The organism is Tatumella saanichensis (assembly GCF_000439375.1).
GTDB classification, from domain to species: Bacteria; Pseudomonadota; Gammaproteobacteria; order Enterobacterales; family Enterobacteriaceae; genus Tatumella; species Tatumella saanichensis.
Window position 1 is genome coordinate 53813 of record NZ_ATMI01000040.1, and the last position, 21123, is coordinate 74935.

A 21123-nucleotide genomic window follows, 5' to 3' on the forward strand; every position below is an offset into this window, starting at 1 on the left:
GTTCCCGTATGCGGGCCAGTGATATCTGTTCTTATACTCTGACCTGACTTTACTGACAGGTAAACCTTTATGCTGTTTTTCCTTTTGTTCGCTGGTTTTTTTTCCGGCATCACCACGGTGCTATTTGGTTTCAGTGGTGGTTTTTTCACTGTGCCAATCGTGGCTTATACCCTAAGTCACGGCAGCACTTGTGGCGGGCAACAACCGATGACGGTGGCGGTCGCTACTTCAGCACTGGTGATGCTAGTCACCTCATTACTGGCAGTGCTACGCCGTCAGCGTCCGGATAGTCGTTCTCTCCCTGGGATCGGCAGCTTAACCTTAGCTATTGCTGTTGGCGCGGTTCCTGGAGCTATTGCTGCTCAGGCAGCGGGCAGTACCGTGATCCGTGATGGGTTTGTGCTCTATTTAGGGGGGACACTAATGGATTGTTTGCTGCGACCTGGCTTTCTGCGCGTGACGTCCGTCACTCCGAAAATGAAAGGTTGGCCTGCATGGGTGGGGGGGGATCATTGGACTGCTGGCGGCGTTTCTCGGGGTGGGCGGCAGTGTGATGACGGTACCGTTATTGCGGCGTCGCGGTGCGTCAATGACACAGGCGGCAGCCGTAGCCAATCTATTGACCCTCCCGATGGCCCTGATGGCAACCTTAACCTACTTGTACCCTGTATTGAGTGCCGCCCTGAGCGGCAACTCTGTCCCCCAAAGTCCAGTGGACTGGCAGGCTGGCATCATGCTGATCATAGGCGCTCGGATCGGCATGTGGGGGGCGGGGCGCTTTGCTGCATGGCTCCCAGACCGGTTACATGCCGCGTGTTATCCTTGGCTGTTAGGACTGTCTATGGTGGCGATCCTCTGTGTACCGATCCGCGGTTAGCCAAGGCCGATCAGTATTCCGGCCAGCTTTTGGCAGTGATTTTCGCCAACTCAGTGAGCGTTTGATGGGTATTGTGCAGCATCAGCTGTACTTCACCGGCAGAGAAAGTGATCCCCATCAGGCCGGTGACAAACCAGCATGACATGGCGATCCCCAGTCCGCTGCACAACAGACCGCTGAGAAAGCGACTGTTTTGTCGGCATTTTGTTTTGAGAGTACTGGCGAGAAACATGGCGACTGCGCTGAGTAACCCCCAGCGAACCAGATAAAAACTTGCAGTGAGAGTGCCCATTTAACCTTTCCGCGTATAACTGTGTCTTCCGCGAAACGCCGAGCTGTCAACCAGGGGAGCTGAGTGCGGATTATGTGATTCATATCACATTATACGGCAATCTGATGGAAAAATGAACAGGCGTTACCTCAGCCAGTCCGCGATTGGGACAGGCTGAGTGCAATCTATTAGCGGAAAGCCATCATCGACGAGCTGTTGCGGTGTTCGCTGCCCTGGGAGGTATAAGGTTTAGTAGGGATAGCGGTGTTACGCATCGCCTGACGGTAGGCAGTCGGTGTCTGATCAAACTGCCGACGAAATACCCGTGAGAAGGTCTGTTGCGAGTCGTAACCAAACTGTAGAGCAATATCAAACACCGGACGGCGGGTTTTTCGTAGCGCATCGGCGGCCATCACGAGTCGACGTTCACGGATATAATCCCCGAGGGTTTTCTGAGTGACGGCACGGAACATACGCTGCAGATGCCATTTCGAATAGCCCGATTTGGCAGCGACTTCATCTATCGATAACGATTTGCCCAGATTTTGGTTAATCCATTGTGTCAGCGAATGAATGATCTCTTCTTGCATCATAAACCTGTCCTTACCGCGATATCAGTATCCCCGAAGGGGTTAGAAAGAGTCGTTAAGGTGAAGTATAATTCCTCAAGTTAACTTGAGGTAAAGGTGGGTGATGAAAAAAGAGCGAAATTATCCGAAGGCGGTGCTGACACCTGGTGAAGTGGCCCGGCGCAGCGGGGTTGCGGTATCGGCACTGCACTTTTATGAGAGTAAGGGGCTTATCTCCAGTACCCGCAACGCCGGCAATCAGCGTCGTTACAGCCGTGATGTGTTGCGGCGGGTAGCGGTGATTAAGGTGGCGCAGCGTATTGGACTGCCGCTGTCGACGATCAGTGAAAACCTGGCCTTGGTGCCGGCAGATAAGCGGATGTCGGCCAGTGAATGGGAAACCCTAACTGGTTATTGGCGAGATGAATTGGATAAACGCATCGAAACGCTGATCCATCTGCGCGACGATCTGCAGGGCTGTATCGGCTGCGGTTGTTTGTCGATGCGCGACTGTCCATTACGCAATGCCGGCGACCATCTGGCGGCTCAAGGGCAGGGAGCCGTATTATTGGAGAGAGTTCAGGGCACAGAGGGATCTTCTACGGAGAGTCCGGAAAAGCAGAAAGAAACCGCCGTGGACAGAAACAAAGGTTGAAAGTCGTGCCTATAACCGGATAATCACCGACCTTTCAGGGACTAGTGCTGCGTAGACCTCCCTCGCATGGCACTCTCCACCGGAAATTCCGGATGCCGGCAGCGGTTCAGGCCGTCGGTGCCACCTTACCTATAATAACATGTATAACCAGGGGCTATTTATGTCTACAGACCAACAGTCATCCCTCGGGCGACTGGATCGGTGGTTTAAGATTTCTGAACGGGGTAGCACTGCGCGTCAGGAGATGACTGCCGGTATTACCACTTTTCTAGCGATGGTGTATTCCGTCATTGTGGTGCCTGAGATGCTGGGGTCAGCCGGTTTTCCTCCCGCGGCAACCTTTGTGGCTACCTGTCTGGTCGCCTGTTTCGGTTCATTGTTAATGGGGCTGTGGGCAAACCTGCCACTGGCGATTGGTTGTGCCATTTCCCTGACCGCTTTTACCGCCTTTAGCTTGGTGATCGGCAAACATGTCTCGGTGCCAGTAGCCGCCGGTGCGGTCTTCTTGATGGGGATACTGTTTACCCTGGTATCGGTCACCGGCATCCGTGGCTGGATTTTACGCAACCTGCCGCGCGGTATTGCTCACGGTACTGGCGTCGGTATCGGTTTGTTCTTACTGTTGATTGCTGCCAATAATGTTGGCCTAGTGGTGAAAAATCCCGGCCCAGGTTTACCGGTGGCACTCGGGCATTTTACCTCCTTTCAAGCGTTACTGGCCCTTGGTGGATTGGCGGCGATTATTGGTCTGGAAAAGCGTCGGGTAACCGGCAGCATTATCTGGGTGATTATTGCCATTTCTGCTATCGGTATGGGCATTGATCCGACCCTGAAGTACCACGGTATTTTTGCACTGCCTCATTTCCAAGATGCCAGTGGTCATTCACAGTGGTTTAGCTTAGACATTCTAGGGGCGCTGCAACCGGCGGTACTGCCGTTGGTACTGGCCCTGGTGATGACCGCGGTATTTGATGCCAGCGGAACTATCCGCGCGGTAGCAGGTCAGGCCAACCTGCTTGACGAACGCGGACAGATCCTCAATGGCGGTAGGGCGTTGACCAGTGATTCAGTGACCAGCCTGTTTTCAGGGATGGTGGGAGCGGCCCCGGCAGCCGTGTATATCGAATCTGCTGCCGGTACCGCCGCCGGAGGTAAAACGGGGCTGACGGCAGTAGTGGTCGGGCTGCTGTTTTTATTGGTGTTATTTATGTCGCCGCTGGCGGCGATGGTACCGGCCTATGCAACGGCCCCAGCACTGATGTACGTCGGACTGTTAATGCTGCGTAATGTCGCCACCTTGGTGTCAGACGATGCGGTGGATACGCTGTCCGGTCTGGTGACTGCGGTGTTTATTGTGCTGACCTGTAACATTGTTACCGGCATTATGCTGGGCTTTGTCACTCTGGTGATTGGTCGATTATTTGCCGGTGAGTGGGGCAAACTTAATAGCGGTATCGTCATCATTGCTATCGCGCTGGCAGTATTTTATGCCGGAGGCTGGGCGCTGTAACTCCCTTTCTATGGTAATAAGCAGTGACTGAGTGAGATGCGGAAGGGATTCCGCACGTCAGGGTGCACGCTGGACAAGGTTTTGCTTTACACTGTGAGTTCGTCTTTGACGTCTTCAGTTAATGTCATGCTGCAGAAGAGGCTAAAAGGAAAGCATGGAAATCTTCTTTACCATACTGATCATGACCCTGGTGGTCTCTTTGTCCGGTGTGATCAGCCGGTTACTCCCGTTTCATATCCCGCTGCCGCTGATGCAGATTATTGCTGGGGCCATTCTTGCCTGGCCTACCATCGGTTTACATGTCGATTTTGATCCAGACTTGTTCCTGGTGCTGTTTATTCCGCCATTGCTGTTTGCCGATGGCTGGAAAACCCCGACCAGTGAATTTTTGCATCATGGCCGTGAAATTATCGGTCTAGCGCTGGTACTGGTCTTGATCACGGTACTGGGGATCGGTTACCTGATTTATTGGACAGTACCAGGGATCCCGCTTATCCCAGCTTTTGCACTGGCTGCTGTCCTCTCGCCTACCGATGCGGTGGCGCTGTCAGGGATTGTCGGCGAAGGGCGTATTCCGAAGAAGATCATGTCGATTGTTCAGGGTGAGGCATTAATGAATGATGCCTCCGGTCTGGTTTCCCTGAAATTCGCCATTGCCGTGGCAATGGGGACCATGGTGTTTACCTGGTCCGGTGCCACCCTTGAGTTTCTAAAAGTGGCGGTAGGGGGCTTGCTGGCCGGGGTAATTATCTGTTGGCTGTACGGTAAATCCCTACGCCTAATGAGCCGCTGGAGCGGTGATGACCCGGCAACCCAGACCGTGCTACTGCTGTTATTACCTTTTGCCTCTTACATCATTGCAGAACACTTTGGCTTCTCGGGGATCTTGGCCGCAGTAGCGGCAGGGATGACCATTACTCGTTCTGGCATCATTCGCCAAGCACCTTTGGCAATGCGTCTGCGAGCTAACAGTGTCTGGCAGATGCTGGAGTTTGTGTTTAACGGCATGGTGTTCCTGATGCTAGGCCTGCAACTGCCAAGTATCTTGGAAACGTCGATAGCTCAGGCCAATGCGGATCAGAATGTCAGTATTTGGCTACTTTTTGCCGATGTTGCTCTGGTCTATTTGGCATTGCTGGTCGTCAGATTCTGCTGGCTGTATGTTATGCAGCGTATGAGCCTGCGTTTCCTGAAGAAAAAACCGATGGAATTCAGTAACTACTCGCTGCGCGAGCTACTGATTGCCACTTTTGCTGGGGTTCGCGGAGCAGTGACCCTGGCGGGGGTGTTATCGATCCCGCTGTATATGGTCAACGGAGATGCCTTCCCGGCACGTTATGAGCTGGTATTCCTAGCAACAGGGGTGATTATGTTTTCGTTGCTGGCCGGAGTGGTCATTCTGCCGCTGCTGCTACGCGGTATTCCGGGTATGGATAAAAGTGAAAATGCCCGCGAACTGAGGACGGCACGGGCCATCATGGCGAAAACGGCTATCGACAGCGTCTATAAGATGGAAGAGCGATTGGGCCGTGACAGCGAAGAGAATATCGACCCCGATATCCTTAAAGAGGTCAGTTCCAGGGTGACGGGGAACTTACGCCGTCGGGTGGATGGTAAAGACGATATCGAACGGGCGATGTTCGCTGAAAATTTGGAGCGTCGTTTCCGCTTAACGGCTCTGCGCTCTGAGCGGGCAGAGGTCTACCATATGCGCGCTACTCAGCAAATCAGTAATGAATCGATGCAGAAGTTGTTGCGAGATCTGGATTTATTGGAAGCACTGCTGATCGAAAAAGAAGATTAAGCCTACACACCGGCCGCCATCAGTGCGGCCGGTGTGCGATTTAGAAGCGACCGCTGTCCGGCCAGAAATCTCGACAACACTGGATCCATGCACGGGTACTGCTGGAGATATAGTTCCCCTCCCGCCATACCAGACCCAATGTCCAGGTCAGTTCCGACTCTAGCGGGAGCCATAGCAATGATGCGGGGTCCAGACGCTGGCAAATCGGTTCTGGCAGGATCGCCACTCCCATACCGGCCTGCACCATGGTGGCCAGAAAGTCCCATTGTCCGCTTTGAATAGCTACCGTCGGGGTCAGCCCTTGACGCTGAAAGGATTTACTCAGCTGACGGTTCAATGAAAACTCTTCGTTAAATACCAGCAAGGGATAACGGGCGACTTCCTCAAGGGTCAGCTGTTTTCGCGTTAACCACTCTTCGTTACGCGGGACCAGCACGCACAAGCGATGCTCCATCAGCGGCAGTACCCGCAGAGGAAGTTCATTTTCGGTGGGGAGGGCGGTCATGGCGATATCAAGACTGCCTTGTAATACCGCTTGTTGCGCCGCCAGTCCGCCAAATTCAGAGATTTTAAGTTCCACACCCGGATAGCGTTTATGGAAAGCGGAGATAGAGCCGACAATCTGCATACCCACCATCGGTGGAATACCGAGGCGTAATTCACCGGTTTTTAACTGATTAATATCTTCTATTTCGGCTTCGAGTTGTCGGAATTCCTGGAGGATGGTCAGCCCACGCTGATAGACGGCTTTACCACTGTCGGTCAGGTAGAGACGGCGACCTTCACGTAATAGCAGAGTACACCCCAGTTCCTCTTCCAGCTGGCGTAACATTTTACTGATAGTCGGTTGAGTAACATACAGTTTTTCTGCAGCGCGGGTGAAGCTTTGCTGGCGGACGACTTCAGTAAAATAGCGTATCGCCTTTACATCCATAACTATTCCTAAATGGCATGGTTAAGATAATTTTAGTTCATTTTATTCACCTGGTGAACAGGCTGTATACTCTTTGTATAAATCACTTATAAGGAGTTCACCATGCTTGCGGCCCTTCGTTCACAGAGGCTGACAAAACTACCCCATTTGTTGCAGCTGCCTGTACAAGTCCTGCTTTATATTGGCCTGTTTTTATTCTCACAGCAACTGGTGGTCTGGCTGCATATTCCGCTGCCTGCGAATATTGTTGGTATGGTACTTCTGTTATTTCTTATCGTTAGCCGTGTTTTACCGCTCAAATGGGTAAAAGCGGGTTCAAACTGGTTACTGGCGGAAATGTTGCTGTTTTTCGTTCCAGCGGTAGTGGCAGTCATTAACTACGGACCGTTACTGCGTACTGACGGTATACGGATTTGCTTAGTGATTGCGATCAGCACTGTGCTGGTTCTGACCGCGACCTCATTGGTGGTACAGCGTGTTTATCAGTATGAACTCGCCCGCGCAGCGCGTAAGCAGGTGCCTCATGCATGATTTAGTGATCAGCCTGTTATGTTTTGCGATAACGTTATTGGTCTACTATCTGAATAAGCGCCTGTACCGTCGCTGGAGAACTTTGGTCCTGATGCCACTGGTGATGACGCCAATGGTGTTGGTACTGATGCTGTTAGTGACCCATATCACATGGAAGGATTATATTGCGCAAAGCCACTGGCTAATCTGGCTGCTTGGCCCTGCGACACTGGCATTTGCGGTACCCGTCTATGAAAACATTGCCATTATCAAACGTCATTGGATGTCATTGAGTGCTGGAGTGATCACCGCTACGTTGGTGGCCGTCTGCAGTTCGGTGTGGCTGGCGCGTCTATTCACACTGCCGGTAGAAATTCAACGCAGTCTGGCTGTTCGTTCTATTACCACACCTTTCGCCTTGGCGGCAGCAAAACAGGTCGGTGGTCAGCCGGATTTAGTCGCACTGTTTGTCGTATTGACTGGAGTGTTTGGTATGGCGGTGGGAGACGTTCTGTTTCTGCGGATCGCGATCAAACACGGCATGGCAAAAGGGGCAGGCCTGGGTGCAGCTTCCCACGGGGCCGGTACCGCTCGTGCTTATCAGATTGGTGCTCAAGAAGGGGTTGTCTCCAGCTTGGTGATGATGCTGGCCGGAGTGGTGACAGTCTTAATGGCACCGATTATTGGTCATGTGATGTGGACCATCAGCAAATAGTGCTATTTACATTACATGACGAAAGTTTTCATTCCGAGGGTATAAATCGGTTGCCTGCCCTTTTTCATACTGGTCAAATACCTGTGTAAGTGATTATTTCAACTCACAGGGAGTCCTAAAATGAAAAAAATCCTTCTTGCCGTTGGACTGGCAGGCTTGGTAACCAGCGGCATGGCGCAGGCTGTTGAAGGCAGTGTCGATGTCGGGCAGCACAGTACCAATCTGAGCGTTGGTGTGGGCAGTGCGTCACCGGGGTTGTTTGTGAAAGGTAACTGGTTACGCAGCAACAATGATGGCAGCGTCAGTGGTGCAACGCTCGGCTATAACCTGTCTGTCGGTCCGCTGAATATTTCTCCGGCAGCGAAAGCGCTGTTTACTCATCCAGAAGACGGTAAAGACGGGTTTACGGTAGCCGTGGGTACTGGGGTCAGCTATGCGGTGAACAGCATGTGGGGACTGTATGGTGAATATTACTATGCTCCGAAATCGTTCTCTGAGCATCTGGAACGTTATCAGGAAGCGGCTGGGGGGATCAGCTTTACCCCGATTTCCTTGCTGACACTGCGTGCCGGTTACCAGTATGTTGGGTTAAACAACACCGGTAATAATAAAGATAATGTCCTAGTCGATGGTCCGTATCTGAGTGCATCAGTCAGCTTCTAAGGCTGATAGTCTGCAGACAAAACCCCGGGGCAGGTTGGCTGTCTCGGGGTTTTGCTTATTAGGCGCTGTGATATTGCTGTTTTTCTTCTAGCAGTTTATCGACCACGCCTGGATCCGCCAGGGTTGAGGTATCGCCCAGACCACTGGTTTCTCCAGCCGCAATTTTACGCAGGATGCGGCGCATAATTTTCCCAGAGCGGGTTTTCGGTAACATTTCGGCCCAGTGCAAGACATCCGGTGTAGCAATCGGACCGATCTCTTTTCTGACCCACTGACGGACTTCCGCATACAGCTCAGCAGAAGGTTCTACCCCGTGATTAAGGGTGACATAGGCATAAATCGCCTGACCTTTAATACTGTGCGGGATACCGACAACTGCCGCTTCAGCAATTTTCGGATGCGCAACCAGGGCGGATTCGATCTCCGCAGTGCCCAACCGGTGGCCAGACACATTCAGCACATCATCGACTCGCCCGGTGATCCAGTAGTCACCGTCTTCGTCGCGACGAGCGCCATCACCACTGAAATAGTAATGCTTAAAGGTGGAAAAATAGGTCTGTTCGAAGCGCTGGTGGTCGCCGTATAGCGTACGCGCCTGTCCTGGCCAGGAATCGGCGATCACTAGGTTACCTTCGCAGGCACCTAATTGCTCGATACCGTCGTTATCCAGTAGGGTGGGCTGAACGCCGAAGAACGGACGAGAGGCGGAACCGGGCTTGAGCTCTGTCACGCCAGGCAATGGTGTAATCATTAGGCCGCCGGTTTCGGTCTGCCACCAAGTATCTACGACTGGGCAACGGCTATTACCGATTTTCTGGTAATACCACTCCCAGGCTTCTGGGTTAATGGGTTCGCCCACCGAACCGAGAATACGCAGGCTACTGCGATCGGTTCCTTTAATGGCACTGTTACCTTCGGCCATCAAGGCACGGATGGCGGTCGGGGCAGTATAGAGGATGGAGACCTGATGTTTATCCACCACCTGCGACATTCGTGCAGAGGTCGGCCAGTTCGGCACACCTTCAAAAATCAGGGTCGTCGCCCCGCAGGCCAGAGGCCCGTATACCAAATAGCTGTGACCAGTGATCCAACCAACATCGGCCGTACACCAGTAAATATCATCAGCATGATAATCAAACACATATTTAAAAGTCGTAGCTGCGTAGACCAAGTAACCGCCAGTAGTGTGTAACACGCCTTTCGGTTTGCCGGTAGAGCCAGAGGTATAGAGAATAAATAGCGGATCTTCGGCATTCATGGCCACCGGTGTATGTGTTGTTGAGGAATTGGACATCAGCTCGTGCCACCACTGATCACGGCCCTGCTCCCAGCTTGGTAGGTTGCCGGTCCGGCGGAACACAATTACCTGTTCGACGCTGGTGACAGTACTGTTTTTCAGTGCCTGGTCGACGTTCTTTTTCAGTGGGATAGGGCGTCCGGCACGCAGCCCTTCATCGGCAGTAATCACTATTTTCGCCGCACAGTCGATAATACGTCCGGCGACCGCATCGGGGGAAAAACCGCCAAAAATAACGGTATGGACAGCACCGATACGGGCGCAGGCCAGCATCGCAATAGCCGCTTCTGGGACCATCGGCATATAGATAGCGACCACATCCCCTTTGTTGACGCCAAGACCGGTGAGCATATTGGCGGCTTGGCAAACTTGCTGATGTAGCTGGCAATAGGTGAGGGTCCGGCTTTCCTGACTATCATCCCCTTCCCAGATGATGGCAGCCTCATCACCGCGAATATCGAGATGACGGTCAATACAGTTTGCGGCTAAGTTAAGCTGGCCGTCCTCGAACCAGCGGATACGGATATCTCCGGGGGCAAAGGAGGTATTCTTTACCTGCTGATAGGGCGTGATCCAATCGATAATTTTTCCCTGTTCACCCCAGAAACTTTCCGGGTCTTCTACCGACTGCTGGTACATGTCTGCATATTGCTGAGGATTAATCAGCGCGCGGGCAGCTATTTCAGGAAGAACCGGGTGTTTGTAACGGTGACTCATGGCAGGGCTCCGTATGCATTGTTGAAATTATGTTTTTATTATGTTTCTAAAAGTGACACAAAGAGCCAGGGAGATGTGCGTTTGCGATCACGTTACGCTAAAAACAATATGGGATCGTTCCTTGGCTGGCTCAGTGGCAAATGGCCTCTGAAAGTAACAGCTATTGATTATTCTTCTGAATCGCACTGCAAATCTTCAAGATTTATGATGTTTATTGTGCCGGTGGTTTATGACGGAAGGCTCAGAGTGCGGCTCGGCTAATCATAGTCATAACAACTACTTATGCTATTTTTCTCTGAACCCCTAAGATCCAATAGGTTAACGCTTCTTTTTATTGATTTCGGAATAAGGTTGCATTCAGTGGCCCGAAAATGGTAATTATCTCCCCCTTAGTCAGGATGTAACCAGTTGTTACGCTGATAAGTCACTCATTTATCCGGTATTTGTCTGAGAGTGTGCGGGCGTTCCCCCTACACTGGCCGGAGTCTGATCAAAGGAACGTAAAATGAAAAAAGGCTTCAAAATCAGCCTTGCCTGGCAAATAGTGATCGCCTTGATCCTCGGGGTTATCGCGGGTGCCGTATTACATAATCAGCCGGAAAACCGCGACTGGTTGATTGTTAATATCTTAAAGCCTGCCGGGGATATCTTTATTCATCTGATTAAGATGATTGTGGTGCCGATTGTGGTGTCTTCCATGATTGTCGGCATCGCAGGGGTCGGCGATGCGAAAAAGCTAGGGCGTATTGGCGTAAAAACCATCGTCTACTTCGAGGTGATCACCACGGTCGCAATTGTACTGGGTATTACCCTGGCGAACGTATTCCATCCTGGTACTGGTATCGATATGTCGACCTTGAGTACCGTGGATATTTCTAAATATGAAGCGACCACGGCCCAGGTTCAAAACGGTCCGCACAGCCTGATCACCACCATTCTATCGGTGATCCCGCAGAATATTTTTGCCTCGCTGGTGAACGGCGATATGCTGGCAATCATCTTCTTCTCGGTACTGTTCGGCATGGGTCTGTCTGCACTGCCAGCGGAACAACGTGATCCACTGGTAACGGTGTTCCGCTCAGTCTCAGAAACCATGTTTAAAGTGACCCACATGATCATGCGTTATGCACCAATCGGTGTATTCGCCCTGATCACTGTCACCTTGGCGAACTTCGGTTTTGCCTCGCTGTTACCGCTTGCTAAGCTGGTCGGGCTGGTTTACGTGGCTATTCTGCTGTTTGCCTTTGTGGTACTGGGGATTGTGGCGCGCTTCTGTGGCCTGCGCATTGTTACCCTGATGCGCATCCTGAAAGATGAGCTGATCTTGGCTTACTCGACCTCTAGTTCAGAAACGGTACTGCCGCGTATTATGGAGAAGATGGAAGCCTATGGTGCGCCGAAATCAATCACTAGTTTCGTAGTACCGACCGGCTACTCATTTAACCTCGACGGTTCGACACTGTACCAGAGTATCGCGGCTATCTTTATTGCGCAGCTCTACGGGATCAACTTGTCACTGAGCGAAGAGATTGTGCTGGTATTGACGTTAATGGTGACCTCAAAAGGCATTGCCGGTGTCCCTGGGGTCTCTTTTGTGGTGTTACTGGCCACCTTAGGTAGCGTCGGTATCCCGCTGGAAGGTTTGGCATTTATTGCCGGTGTTGACCGTATTATGGATATGGCTCGTACTGCGTTGAATGTGGTGGGTAATGCCTTGGCAGTATTAGTGATTTCCTGCTGGGAAGGGCAGTTCGATAAAGCGAAAGCCCGTGACTATGAGCAGAAAATGAAAGCTCATCTGTTAGCCGATAACTAACGACTGTTGTTTTATCCCGCTCTCCCTACGGAGAGCGGGTTGCTTTTACTCTCCCCCGAAGCTGCTTTCTCCCCGCCGTTCACTGCTTTATGATGAAGTCTGTACTGACTTAGCAGCGGATCTCGTTATGACTCTGAATCTCAATACTTTACTCACTGAAGGGCGTAATCCAGCCAGTGATGCCATCGATCAGCTCACCACCGGCGAGATGCTGGCGGTCATTAACCGTGAAGACCAGAAAGTGGCACCGGCAGTCCAAGCTATCCTGCCGCAAATTACGCTAGCGGTAGATAAGATTGTGGCGGCCTTTGCTGAAGGTGGCCGACTGATTTATTGCGGGGCGGGTACCTCTGGACGTTTGGGGATCTTGGATGCCAGTGAGTGCCCGCCAACCTTTGGTACCGACCCACAACAAGTGATCGGGTTGATTGCCGGCGGCCACCGAGCCATCTTGCAGGCAGTCGAAAATGCTGAGGATAACCGTCAGCAGGGGGCCGACGATCTGCAGGCTATCGGTTTTAGTGACAAGGATGTAGTGGTGGGAATTGCGGCCAGTGGCAGAACGCCTTATGTACTGGGCGCATTGGCATTTGCGCGGCAATGTGGTGCGACGACCGTGGCGCTAAGCTGTAATCCGGATAGTGAAATGGTGGCCCAGGCCGATATCGCCCTGACACCGGTAGTGGGGGCGGAAGTGGTCACTGGTTCGTCGCGGATGAAAGCAGGGACGGCGCAGAAACTGGTATTAAATATGCTGTCTACCGGCGCAATGATCCGCAGCGGTAAGGTGTTCGGTAACCTGATGGTAGATGTGGAAGCCACCAATGCCAAGTTGATCCTACGCCAGCAGAATATTGTGATGCAGGCGACGGACTGCAGCCCGCAACGGGCGCAGCAAGCGCTGGCAGCTTGTAACCGCCACTGTAAGACCGCTATTGTGATGCTGCTAGCCGAGTTGGATGCTGGTCAGGCGGCTGAATTGTTGAAACAGCATCACGGCTTTATCCGTCCTGCGCTGGCGGCAGCGTTGAGTCGCTGACGGTCTATATCGGCCTTCCCTGACTATCCCTGTCAGGAAAGGTCGGTAATCACTCACTTTCTACTCATTCTCCCCTGTCTGACAAGATAAAAAACTTCCTATTTTTAGTGTAAATGATAATCTTTATCACAAAGAGTATCATTTAACTTTTGCGCCGCGATGCGGTGTCTCACTGGAGAGAGTCAGCTTATGGTAAATCGTCAGACGTTATTAGGTTCCCTGCTGTTAAGTGTAGCGTTCTTTTCGGCAGGTAGTTTTGCTGAGCAAGCCAAGGTTAGCGCTCAGCCGGTGGGTAAGGGACTTTACGAACTTGCTTACAGTGCCCGAGATAATGCACTGTGGGTCGCCGGTTCTGGAGCCAGAGATCAGCTGGGTGGTGTAGTCTATCATCTCGATCCGCAAACCCTGGCAGTGAAAGGTACCTTGGATAACGCACATAAGCCGTTCGGTGTCGCCCTGTCGCCAGATGGCAGATTGCTGTACTTGGGAAATAGCCGAGAAGGTGCTGTAACCGCTATAGATACCGCCAGTGGCCGTCAGCTTGCGTACCAAGTATTGGATGACCGTCAGCGCAGTGAAACTGTTAAACCGCTGCAGGTCCGTGAGCTTATTGCTGACGGCAGCAATGGGCGTTTATACGTCCCGGGTGTTGGGGCTGACAGCGTACTGTGGGTGCTGGATGCCCATACTCTGAAATTATTAAATACCATTAAGGGCACCGGTAAGATTGCAACAGGCTTGGCTCTGGATAGTAAAAATCATCGTTTGTACCTGTCTAACGGTGACGGGGAACTGGTGGTGATAGACACTAGTACGGATAAAATTATAAAGCGTGTTAACTTGGGCGTTGCCGGTGATAACGCATTATTGAATATTACCCTTGATCAAGCGGGGCAAAAGCTGTTTATCAGTAATTATAAGCAGGCGGGCGTGCTGGTGGTCGATACTCGTAATGACAAACTGGTGACACGGATTGCGGTGCCGGCATCCTTGGCCGTATTATTTAATCCTCAGCGCCAGCAGCTATACGTGACCCACCGTCAAGCTGGGACGGTGAGTATTATTGACGCTAACAGCTATAAGGTTGAGCAAACCGTCACCGCACCGGGACTGCCTAACAGCCTGGCTCTGTCTGCGGACGGTAACACCCTTTATGTGACCGTGAAACAACCTTCCTCCCGAGATAAACCTGCTACTGCGGATGATCAGGTGATGCGTATTAGCCTGTAAGGAATATCAGGGGGCAGTGGCCCCCTGATATCCGCATCAAGATGATGACGGCATTTCGCTGAACATCACTGCCAATTTTCCGCCTTTGACACTCAATTTAGCCAGTTTTCGTTGATTCACTTTGGCCATTTTACCCAGTTGATCTAACGTCGGTGAGGTCGGCGATGAGGTACTGTGTTGACTGCCATCCGCAGCCGTTAATGCCGATGCGGCACGAGCCAGATACGCGGCATAGCCCTGTTCGGTTTTTAGATCCGCCGCGGTGGCTGGCTGGTGATGACGTAACCAGTCCCCAAGGTAAAATTCAAGGAAGGGTGGCGCATTCTTCGGCTTTTTATAGGCCACCGAGCGTAGGAAATACAGTACTGAACGGTAAGTATCGTCCTGCATTGTTTGCATGCTGACCTGCTGCGGCAGATTGGCCGGCTGTACGCTGTTACCCGCCGGATCGTTCAACCATGTCTGGTTATGCTGCACCATCCACTGCCAGAAAGCGGCCATATTTGGCAGCTGACTGAGATCATTGGTAATACGCACACTGAAACGGAAGTCATGGTCGCCGGCAATACGGCGGAACTCACTGATAGTGTGATGGCCGTCAGTCAGATAAACCTGATGGTCTGGAGCAATTACCGCACTTTTCACTGCCTGAGGATAGGTCCCATCAGCGGCTTGGCAGCTGAAACTAGCGGGGGTGGCAATCTGTGAATGTGCATCAAAGTGCCGCACTTTACCGGCACCGTTATTCTCACAGAAACTGTCAAATAAAGAGTGTGGGTTAGCCTGATAGCGGGCGACCTTATACAGTATTTCCCCATAGCCCACTGCCGGTTGTGTCGGATGAATGGCTGTCACAGGTAACTGCTTAATGGTGCTACTCTCGGCAAAGCTATTCGTCGAGATGAGGGCGCTTAGCAGCCCGCCAGCGACGACAGTAAGTCCGGTTTTTAACATGTCAGTATTCCGTGTAAAGCCAGTGTGTAAGGCGGTCTGTAGGAAAGCCCCCAGACCGCTCTGTGAGGGTTATATTAACGGAGGCAAAGATTACCTGACCGTCAAATTTCACCGGTCTGCCGACGTCTCCTCAGGACAGGCTGGCAGAGCTGCCTTTATTCTGCGGCGTCGTGCATCATCTCAGTGTGGGGCTTATCCTGCAGGATCTGTTCAAAACTGCGCAAACGTTTGTAAATCGACATCAGTTCCACCAGCGTTGACCACGAGGTGATCAAATACTGGAAGGAAGAACGTACTTGGTCAAACACGTTGGAGACCTGGTTCATGATCCCGAGGGTAATGGTTCCGGCAACGATCGACGGGAACAGCACAAACAATCCGAACACATTATCGACCTGCAGATAAAGGATACGGACGATATTGAAATACAGATAATGGAAATATAACCGGAAATAGTTATAGCGCACTCGGCTAAACAGTTCATGCACCGTTGGCGGTGTCGCGCGGTCAGCATTGTCTTCACCGTATACCAGTTCTTTACGGTAAGCGGCTTCCACTCGCTGATTACGGAACTCCAGTCCAGGTAGTTTGATCCCCACCAGGGCCAATAAGGCGGTGCCGAACAGTGACCACAGCAAGGCGATGATTACCAATGCATAAGGAATATTACCGAGGAACGGAATATCTTTAACGTGGGTAGACAGCGCCACCAGTACTGGCAGGAAAGCAATCAGCGTCATAATGGCTTGGATAAAGTTGACACCCCAGCTTTCAATGGTGCTGGCGAAACGCATGGTATCTTCCTGCACACGCTGTGCTGCCCCTTCAACCTGACGCAGACGCTGCCAGTTTGTCATATAGTAATTGTTCATCGCCGTACGCCAGCGGAACACCCAGTGGCTAATAAAAAATGAGTTCATCACACTGATCACCACGGCCAGCAGCGCAATCCCCAGAAAGGCAATCATCTCGCGATAGAAAACGGTAATGGGTACCGAACCTGCTTTGGTCAGGGCTTTCTGGATCAAATCTCCGAAAGGGCCATACCAAGCATTAATGGCGACCCCTACTTGGACACCAAACCACGTCGTGAAGATGATCAGCGCTGATCCCCATACTGACCATAGCTGCCAAGGGTGGTTGTCGACCAACCGCCAAGCGAAGGCAAAAAGGGCGGTGGCAACCCAGAAATAGAGGTAGAACCACAGCTGGCTGAGGTGAATAAAGCGAAACACTGTGTTCGGTAAAGGGCTTGCTGCTGCCTGTGCCAATGAAGGGAGGTGTGACAACGCCGACTCACCGAAGAAAAACCAGCACAGGATGGCGACTAGGCTCCAAACCGCAGCACTGGAGAAAAAGAGGCCAGGTCTCGGGAAAAAACATTTAAACATAACTACTCCATTATCCGTCTTGTCCTGTTATAGCGCGAAAGTCTGTTAACTGTCTGTAGTCTCTTGTTTCTGACGATGACAGTCGGCCCCCTATGTAACCGTTTACATAGCGCTATTCGGGGAATGATGTTAAAAAAAATCGTAATTGAATGTTTTTATCTACTGATGCCCCTGAGTTTCAGGTGTACACTATGTTTAATTGTTACCGGTAACAATGTTTTGTAAGGGTTACTGTTAACATAAAAACACTTGTTTAAAGTTTAACATTTCATGCTGCATTATATGTGGTACTGAGGCAATGTCATGTCAGAACATAAGAATAGCCAGTCGCGCAGGGATTTTCTTTTAAGAACGATCACACTCGCTCCAGCAATGGCGGTAGGCAGTACTGCTATTGGCTCACTCGCCTTAAGCCCGGCCGCGCAGGCCGAAGATAATACCACCAATGGGCCACAACATCCCCGGGCCTACGATCCGACCTGGTTCACCGCCGAAGAATACGCCTTTATCAAAGCGGCAGTTGGCCATCTTATCCCGGCGGATGACCGCGGGCCGGGGGCGTTGGAAGCGGGTGTGCCAGAGTATATCGATCGTCAGATGAATACTCCGTATGCCACCGGTGCCACTTGGTATATGCAAGGGCCTTTTACGCCCGATGCACCGAAAACCCTGGGCTATCAGTTACCGCTGGTGCCACGCCAGATTTACCGGCTGGGGATCGCCGATGCTAACACTTACAGCCAGCAGCAGCATCAGAAGGTGTTTGCCGACCTGAGTGCCGAGCAGCAGGTTAGCTTGCTGAAAGCCTTCGAAAGCGGCGATGCAAAATTCAGCCAGTTGCCGAGTTCACTGTTCTTCTCTTACCTGTTACAGAATACTCGCGAAGGTTTTTTCAGTGACCCGATCCATGGTGGTAATCAAGGGCTGGTGGGCTGGAAACTGATCAACTTCCCAGGTGCCCGTGCGGACTTTATGGACTGGGTGACCCGCGGTGAGCATTATCCGTTGCCACCGGTATCCATTCGCGGAGAAAGAGCATAATTATGGCCAACGAACAAAAAAAAGTAGATGCGGTCATCGTCGGCTTCGGCTGGGCCGGAGCCATTATGGCAAAAGAACTGACCGAGGCCGGTTTGAATGTGGTCGCACTGGAACGAGGGCCAGAGCGTGATACTTACCCTGACGGGGCGTATCCGCAATCTATCGATGAACTGACCTACAACGTCCGTAAAAAGTTGTTCCAGGATCTGTCTAAGAGTACCGTGACAGTCCGTCATACCTATTCAGAGACCGCCGTTCCTTATCGTCAGTTGAATGCGTTTCTCCCTGGAACCGGTACCGGAGGCGCGGGTCTACACTGGTCAGGGTGTCATTTCCGTGTCGACCCAGCAGAATTACGTCTGCGTAGTCACTATGAAGAGCGTTACGGCAAAAACTTTATCCCTGACGGGATGACTATCCAGGATTTTGACGTCAGCTACGATGAACTGGAACCCTTCTTCGACAAAGCGGAAAAAGTCTTCGGTACCTCCGGGACCGCTTGGACAGTGAAAGGTCAACTGGTGGGTAAGGGCAAGGGCGGTAACCCGTTTGCGGCGGATCGCTCAGATAACTTCCCGCTGAAAGCCCAGCAGCGCACTTATTCCGCACAATTATTTGCCGCAGCGGCAGAGTCAGTAGGCTATCACCCGTATGATATGCCTTCAGCCAACACTTCTGGTCCTTATACCAATACCTATGGCGCTCAGATGGGGCCGTGTAACTTCTGTGGTTACTGCAGTGGCTATGCTTGCTACATGTACTCCAAAGCTTCGCCAAATGTGAATATCCTGCCGGCGCTGCGTCAGGAACCGAAATTTGAACTACGTAATGACTCTTACGTGCTACGTGTTAATCTGACTGATGATAAAAAGCATGCCACTGGCGTGACCTATCTGGATGCGAGCGGTCGTGAACAAGTGCAGCCAGCGGATCTGGTGATCCTGTCTGCCTTCCAGTTCCACAATGTGCATCTGATGCTACTCTCTGGGATCGGTAAGCCCTATAACCCAATCACCAATGAAGGTGTGGTTGGCCGTAACTTTGCCTACCAGAATATCGGTACCCTGAAAGCCCTGTTTGACAAGAATACCACCACCAACCCGTTTATCGGAGCAGGCGGTGCTGGAGTAGGTGTCGATGATTTCAACGCCGATAACTTTGATCACGCGCCTCATGGCTTCGTCGGGGGATCTCCGCTGTGGGTAAACCAGGCGGGAACCAAACCGGTTTCCGGTCTGCCGACGCCTCCGGGGACGCCAGCCTGGGGCAGCCAGTGGAAAGCGGCAGTGGCGGACACTTATACCCACCATGTTTCCATGGATACTCATGGTGCTCACCAGTCTTACCGTGTTAACTATCTGGATCTGGACCCGAACTACAAAGATGCCTACGGTCAACCGTTGCTGCGTATGACCTTCGACTGGCAAGAAAACGACATCAAAATGTCGCAGTTTATGTTCTCTAAAATGAACAACATTGCTAAGGCGATGAATCCTAAGGTGATTATGGGCGGTCCGAAAACACCCGGTACTCATTTTGATACCACGGTGTACCAGACCACACACATGAACGGCGGCGCGATCATGGGGGCGGATCCGAAAACCAGTGCCATTAACCGTTATCTGCAGAGCTGGGATGTACCAAACGTGTTTGTTCCCGGAGCGTCAGCATTCCCACAGGGGCTGGGCTATAACCCTACCGGAATGGTCGCCGCGTTGACTTATTGGTCAGCAAAAGCGATCCGTGAGGTGTATCTGAAGAACCCAGGTCCACTGGTTCAGGCATAAGAGGCGCAGACGATGAAAATGAGATTATTAGCATTGGTGCTGAGCTCGGTTGCCTTCTCAGCCTTTGCCGATGACACCAGTGGTCAGGATTTGGTGAAGCAGGGTGAATATCTGGCCCGCGCCGGGGACTGTGTGGCCTGTCATACCAGCCCAGGGGGGAAACCTTTTGCCGGCGGACTGGCAATGACCACGCCAATCGGTACCATCTATTCTTCTAATATTACGCCGGATAAGCAAGACGGTATCGGCAATTACAGTTATGACGACTTCCAGAAGGCTGTCCGTCAGGGGATCGCGAAAAACGGTGAAACCTTGTATCCGGCGATGCCTTATCCGTCTTACGCTTCGGTCAGTGATGCGGATATGCATGCGCTCTATGCCTACTTTATGCAGGGTGTGCAGCCAGTTGCTCAGAAAGATCGTGCCACCGATATCCCGTGGCCGCTATCGATGCGCTGGCCACTGGCTATCTGGCGTCATCTATTTGCGCCGGAGGTTAAACCGGTCGTCGCAGCTGCGGGTGAAGACCCAGTGGTTGCCCGGGGTCAGTATCTGGTTGAGGGGCTGGGACACTGTGGTGCCTGCCATACTCCGCGTGCGATGACCATGCAGGAAAACGTCCTAAATAACAGCGACGGCACGGCCTACCTGTCCGGCGGTAGCTCACCTATCGATGGCTGGAATGCGGTTGATCTGCGTGGTGATAATCAGGATGGATTAGGACGCTGGAGTACTCAGGATCTGGAACAGTTCCTACGTTATGGCCGTAATGACCACACAGCCGCTTTCGGTGGTATGACCCAGGTGGTTCAGGATAGTCTGCAATATATGAGCGACAGTGATATTCATGCGATTGCCGCCTACCTGAAAACCTTGAGCCCGAACCAGCCGAACCAGACACCATTCAAGGGAGATGACTCGGTGGCACAGGCGTTGTGGAAAGGGGATGATCACATGACCGGTGCTGGGGCTTATGTTGACAGCTGTGCTGCCTGCCATAAAACCGACGGTAACGGCTATACCCGTTTCTTCCCAGCGCTGAAAGGAAATCCTGTGGTGCTGGATAAAGATCCGACATCACTGATCCATATCATTCTGACTGGAGATACGTTACCAGGGGTGCAAGGTGCGCCATCGGCTATCACGATGCCCGCATTCGGTTGGCGTCTGAATGACCAGAAAGTGGCCGATATTGCTAACTTTGTGCGCAGCAGCTGGGGCAATAATGCTGCTGGTACTGTGACCGCTAGCCAGGTTGCCGATATCCGTAAATCTGCAGAGGTAAAAGGTAAAACAGGAAGTGATACCATCAAAGGACTGAAACAGCAGCCACAGCAGTAAGC

19 protein-coding genes are annotated in these 21123 nt (G+C 51.9%); 13 read left to right on the forward strand and 6 right to left on the reverse strand.

The annotated features are described in order from the left end of the window. Positions 1-69: 69 nt before the first annotated feature. Complete coding sequence (locus tag DW47_RS17900; protein WP_420911403.1) at positions 70-942, forward strand: TSUP family transporter; 873 nt, start codon at positions 70-72, stop codon at positions 940-942. Here DW47_RS17900 and DW47_RS0111005 read toward each other — a convergent pair. Both DW47_RS0111005 and soxS read right to left on the reverse strand, forming a co-directional pair. Next, on the reverse strand, positions 888-1169 hold the full coding sequence (locus tag DW47_RS0111005; protein WP_029686475.1) for a YjcB family protein: 282 nt from the start codon (positions 1167-1169) through the stop codon (positions 888-890). The genes DW47_RS17900 and DW47_RS0111005 overlap by 55 nt on opposite strands. A gap of 167 nt (positions 1170-1336) precedes the next feature. Then, positions 1337-1741: a superoxide response transcriptional regulator SoxS gene (gene soxS / locus DW47_RS0111010; protein WP_029686476.1), complete on the reverse strand. Its 405-nt coding sequence runs from the start codon at positions 1739-1741 to the stop codon at positions 1337-1339. Between the two features lie 100 nt (positions 1742-1841). On the opposite strand from soxS, the gene soxR reads away from it, so the two are divergent. The 3 genes from soxR (at position 1842) to DW47_RS0111025 (ending at position 5686) form a co-directional block, all read left to right on the forward strand. Then, on the forward strand, positions 1842-2372 hold the full coding sequence (gene soxR / locus DW47_RS0111015) for a redox-sensitive transcriptional activator SoxR (RefSeq protein WP_051150909.1): 531 nt from the start codon (positions 1842-1844) through the stop codon (positions 2370-2372). 160 nt (positions 2373-2532) lie between these two features. Then, complete coding sequence (locus DW47_RS0111020) at positions 2533-3882, forward strand: NCS2 family permease (protein WP_029686478.1); 1350 nt, start codon at positions 2533-2535, stop codon at positions 3880-3882. Between the two features lie 154 nt (positions 3883-4036). Next, entirely contained in the window at positions 4037-5686 is a 1650-nt protein-coding gene (locus DW47_RS0111025) for a Na+/H+ antiporter (RefSeq protein WP_029686479.1), read from the forward strand. 40 nt (positions 5687-5726) lie between these two features. Here the strand turns inward: DW47_RS0111025 and DW47_RS0111030 are convergent, their stop codons facing one another. Next, complete coding sequence (locus DW47_RS0111030) at positions 5727-6620, reverse strand: LysR family transcriptional regulator (protein ID WP_029686480.1); 894 nt, start codon at positions 6618-6620, stop codon at positions 5727-5729. A 102-nt stretch (positions 6621-6722) separates the two neighbouring features. Between DW47_RS0111030 and DW47_RS0111035 the strand changes: the two genes are divergently transcribed. The 3 genes from DW47_RS0111035 (at position 6723) to DW47_RS0111045 (ending at position 8508) form a co-directional block, all read left to right on the forward strand. Next, positions 6723-7151 carry a CidA/LrgA family protein gene (locus DW47_RS0111035; protein ID WP_029686481.1) on the forward strand — a complete coding sequence of 143 codons (429 nt, stop codon included), beginning with the start codon at positions 6723-6725 and terminating at the stop codon, positions 7149-7151. Further along, complete coding sequence (locus DW47_RS0111040) at positions 7144-7845, forward strand: LrgB family protein (protein ID WP_029686482.1); 702 nt, start codon at positions 7144-7146, stop codon at positions 7843-7845. Before DW47_RS0111035 ends, DW47_RS0111040 begins: the two co-directional genes overlap by 8 nt. A gap of 120 nt (positions 7846-7965) precedes the next feature. Further along, entirely contained in the window at positions 7966-8508 is a 543-nt protein-coding gene (locus DW47_RS0111045; RefSeq protein ID WP_029686483.1) for a YfaZ family outer membrane protein, read from the forward strand. A gap of 58 nt (positions 8509-8566) precedes the next feature. Here DW47_RS0111045 and acs read toward each other — a convergent pair whose 3' ends face one another. After that, positions 8567-10522: an acetate--CoA ligase gene (gene acs / locus DW47_RS0111050; RefSeq protein ID WP_029686484.1), complete on the reverse strand. Its 1956-nt coding sequence runs from the start codon at positions 10520-10522 to the stop codon at positions 8567-8569. Positions 10523-11027: 505 nt separating this feature from the next. Between acs and gltP the strand changes: the two genes are divergently transcribed. The 3 genes from gltP (at position 11028) to yncE (ending at position 14607) form a co-directional block, all read left to right on the forward strand. Continuing rightward, on the forward strand, positions 11028-12338 hold the full coding sequence (gene gltP, locus DW47_RS0111055) for a glutamate/aspartate:proton symporter GltP (protein ID WP_029686485.1): 1311 nt from the start codon (positions 11028-11030) through the stop codon (positions 12336-12338). 127 nt (positions 12339-12465) lie between these two features. Next, positions 12466-13377 carry an N-acetylmuramic acid 6-phosphate etherase gene (murQ, locus tag DW47_RS0111060; RefSeq protein ID WP_029686486.1) on the forward strand — a complete coding sequence of 304 codons (912 nt, stop codon included), beginning with the start codon at positions 12466-12468 and terminating at the stop codon, positions 13375-13377. Positions 13378-13566: 189 nt separating this feature from the next. Further along, on the forward strand, positions 13567-14607 hold the full coding sequence (yncE, locus tag DW47_RS0111065) for a 7-bladed beta-propeller protein YncE (protein ID WP_029686487.1): 1041 nt from the start codon (positions 13567-13569) through the stop codon (positions 14605-14607). Between the two features lie 36 nt (positions 14608-14643). On the opposite strand, the gene DW47_RS0111070 is transcribed toward yncE, so the two are convergent. After that, the gene (locus tag DW47_RS0111070; RefSeq protein WP_029686488.1) at positions 14644-15561 is read right to left on the reverse strand and encodes a ParB/Srx family N-terminal domain-containing protein; all 918 of its coding nucleotides are present in this window, start codon (positions 15559-15561) and stop codon (positions 14644-14646) included. Between the two features lie 155 nt (positions 15562-15716). Next, positions 15717-16952 carry a peptide antibiotic transporter SbmA gene (gene sbmA, locus DW47_RS0111075; protein WP_029686489.1) on the reverse strand — a complete coding sequence of 412 codons (1236 nt, stop codon included), beginning with the start codon at positions 16950-16952 and terminating at the stop codon, positions 15717-15719. Between the two features lie 303 nt (positions 16953-17255). Here sbmA and DW47_RS0111080 point away from each other — a divergent pair, with 303 nt between their 5' ends. From DW47_RS0111080 to DW47_RS0111090, 3 genes are read left to right on the forward strand one after another with little or no spacing between them, the layout of a single operon-like run. After that, positions 17256-17993: a gluconate 2-dehydrogenase subunit 3 family protein gene (locus DW47_RS0111080; RefSeq protein WP_029686490.1), complete on the forward strand. Its 738-nt coding sequence runs from the start codon at positions 17256-17258 to the stop codon at positions 17991-17993. Between the two features lie 2 nt (positions 17994-17995). Then, positions 17996-19780, forward strand: a complete 1785-nt coding sequence (locus DW47_RS0111085) for a GMC family oxidoreductase (RefSeq protein WP_029686491.1) — start codon at positions 17996-17998, stop codon at positions 19778-19780. Positions 19781-19792: 12 nt separating this feature from the next. Then, positions 19793-21121: a c-type cytochrome gene (locus DW47_RS0111090; protein WP_029686492.1), complete on the forward strand. Its 1329-nt coding sequence runs from the start codon at positions 19793-19795 to the stop codon at positions 21119-21121. The last annotated feature ends 2 nt before the right edge of the window (positions 21122-21123 follow it).

Bases quoted from the DNA above. Each gene is read 5' to 3' on its own strand.
- DW47_RS0111085 (WP_029686491.1), top strand. From the start codon at position 17,996: ATGGCCAACGAACAAAAAAAAGTAGATGCGGTCATCGTCGGCTTCGGC.
- acs (WP_029686484.1), bottom strand. From the start codon at position 10,522: ATGAGTCACCGTTACAAACACCCGGTTCTTCCTGAAATAGCTGCCCGC.
- soxS (WP_029686476.1), bottom strand. From the start codon at position 1,741: ATGATGCAAGAAGAGATCATTCATTCGCTGACACAATGGATTAACCAA.
- DW47_RS0111070 (WP_029686488.1), bottom strand. From the start codon at position 15,561: ATGTTAAAAACCGGACTTACTGTCGTCGCTGGCGGGCTGCTAAGCGCC.
- DW47_RS0111080 (WP_029686490.1), top strand. From the start codon at position 17,256: ATGTCAGAACATAAGAATAGCCAGTCGCGCAGGGATTTTCTTTTAAGA.
- DW47_RS0111030 (WP_029686480.1), bottom strand. From the start codon at position 6,620: ATGGATGTAAAGGCGATACGCTATTTTACTGAAGTCGTCCGCCAGCAA.
- DW47_RS0111090 (WP_029686492.1), top strand. From the start codon at position 19,793: ATGAAAATGAGATTATTAGCATTGGTGCTGAGCTCGGTTGCCTTCTCA.
- DW47_RS17900 (WP_420911403.1), top strand. From the start codon at position 70: ATGCTGTTTTTCCTTTTGTTCGCTGGTTTTTTTTCCGGCATCACCACG.
- murQ (WP_029686486.1), top strand. From the start codon at position 12,466: ATGACTCTGAATCTCAATACTTTACTCACTGAAGGGCGTAATCCAGCC.
- DW47_RS0111035 (WP_029686481.1), top strand. From the start codon at position 6,723: ATGCTTGCGGCCCTTCGTTCACAGAGGCTGACAAAACTACCCCATTTG.
- DW47_RS0111040 (WP_029686482.1), top strand. From the start codon at position 7,144: ATGCATGATTTAGTGATCAGCCTGTTATGTTTTGCGATAACGTTATTG.
- DW47_RS0111020 (WP_029686478.1), top strand. From the start codon at position 2,533: ATGTCTACAGACCAACAGTCATCCCTCGGGCGACTGGATCGGTGGTTT.
- soxR (WP_051150909.1), top strand. From the start codon at position 1,842: ATGAAAAAAGAGCGAAATTATCCGAAGGCGGTGCTGACACCTGGTGAA.
- DW47_RS0111005 (WP_029686475.1), bottom strand. From the start codon at position 1,169: ATGGGCACTCTCACTGCAAGTTTTTATCTGGTTCGCTGGGGGTTACTC.
- yncE (WP_029686487.1), top strand. From the start codon at position 13,567: ATGGTAAATCGTCAGACGTTATTAGGTTCCCTGCTGTTAAGTGTAGCG.
- DW47_RS0111025 (WP_029686479.1), top strand. From the start codon at position 4,037: ATGGAAATCTTCTTTACCATACTGATCATGACCCTGGTGGTCTCTTTG.
- DW47_RS0111045 (WP_029686483.1), top strand. From the start codon at position 7,966: ATGAAAAAAATCCTTCTTGCCGTTGGACTGGCAGGCTTGGTAACCAGC.
- sbmA (WP_029686489.1), bottom strand. From the start codon at position 16,952: ATGTTTAAATGTTTTTTCCCGAGACCTGGCCTCTTTTTCTCCAGTGCT.
- gltP (WP_029686485.1), top strand. From the start codon at position 11,028: ATGAAAAAAGGCTTCAAAATCAGCCTTGCCTGGCAAATAGTGATCGCC.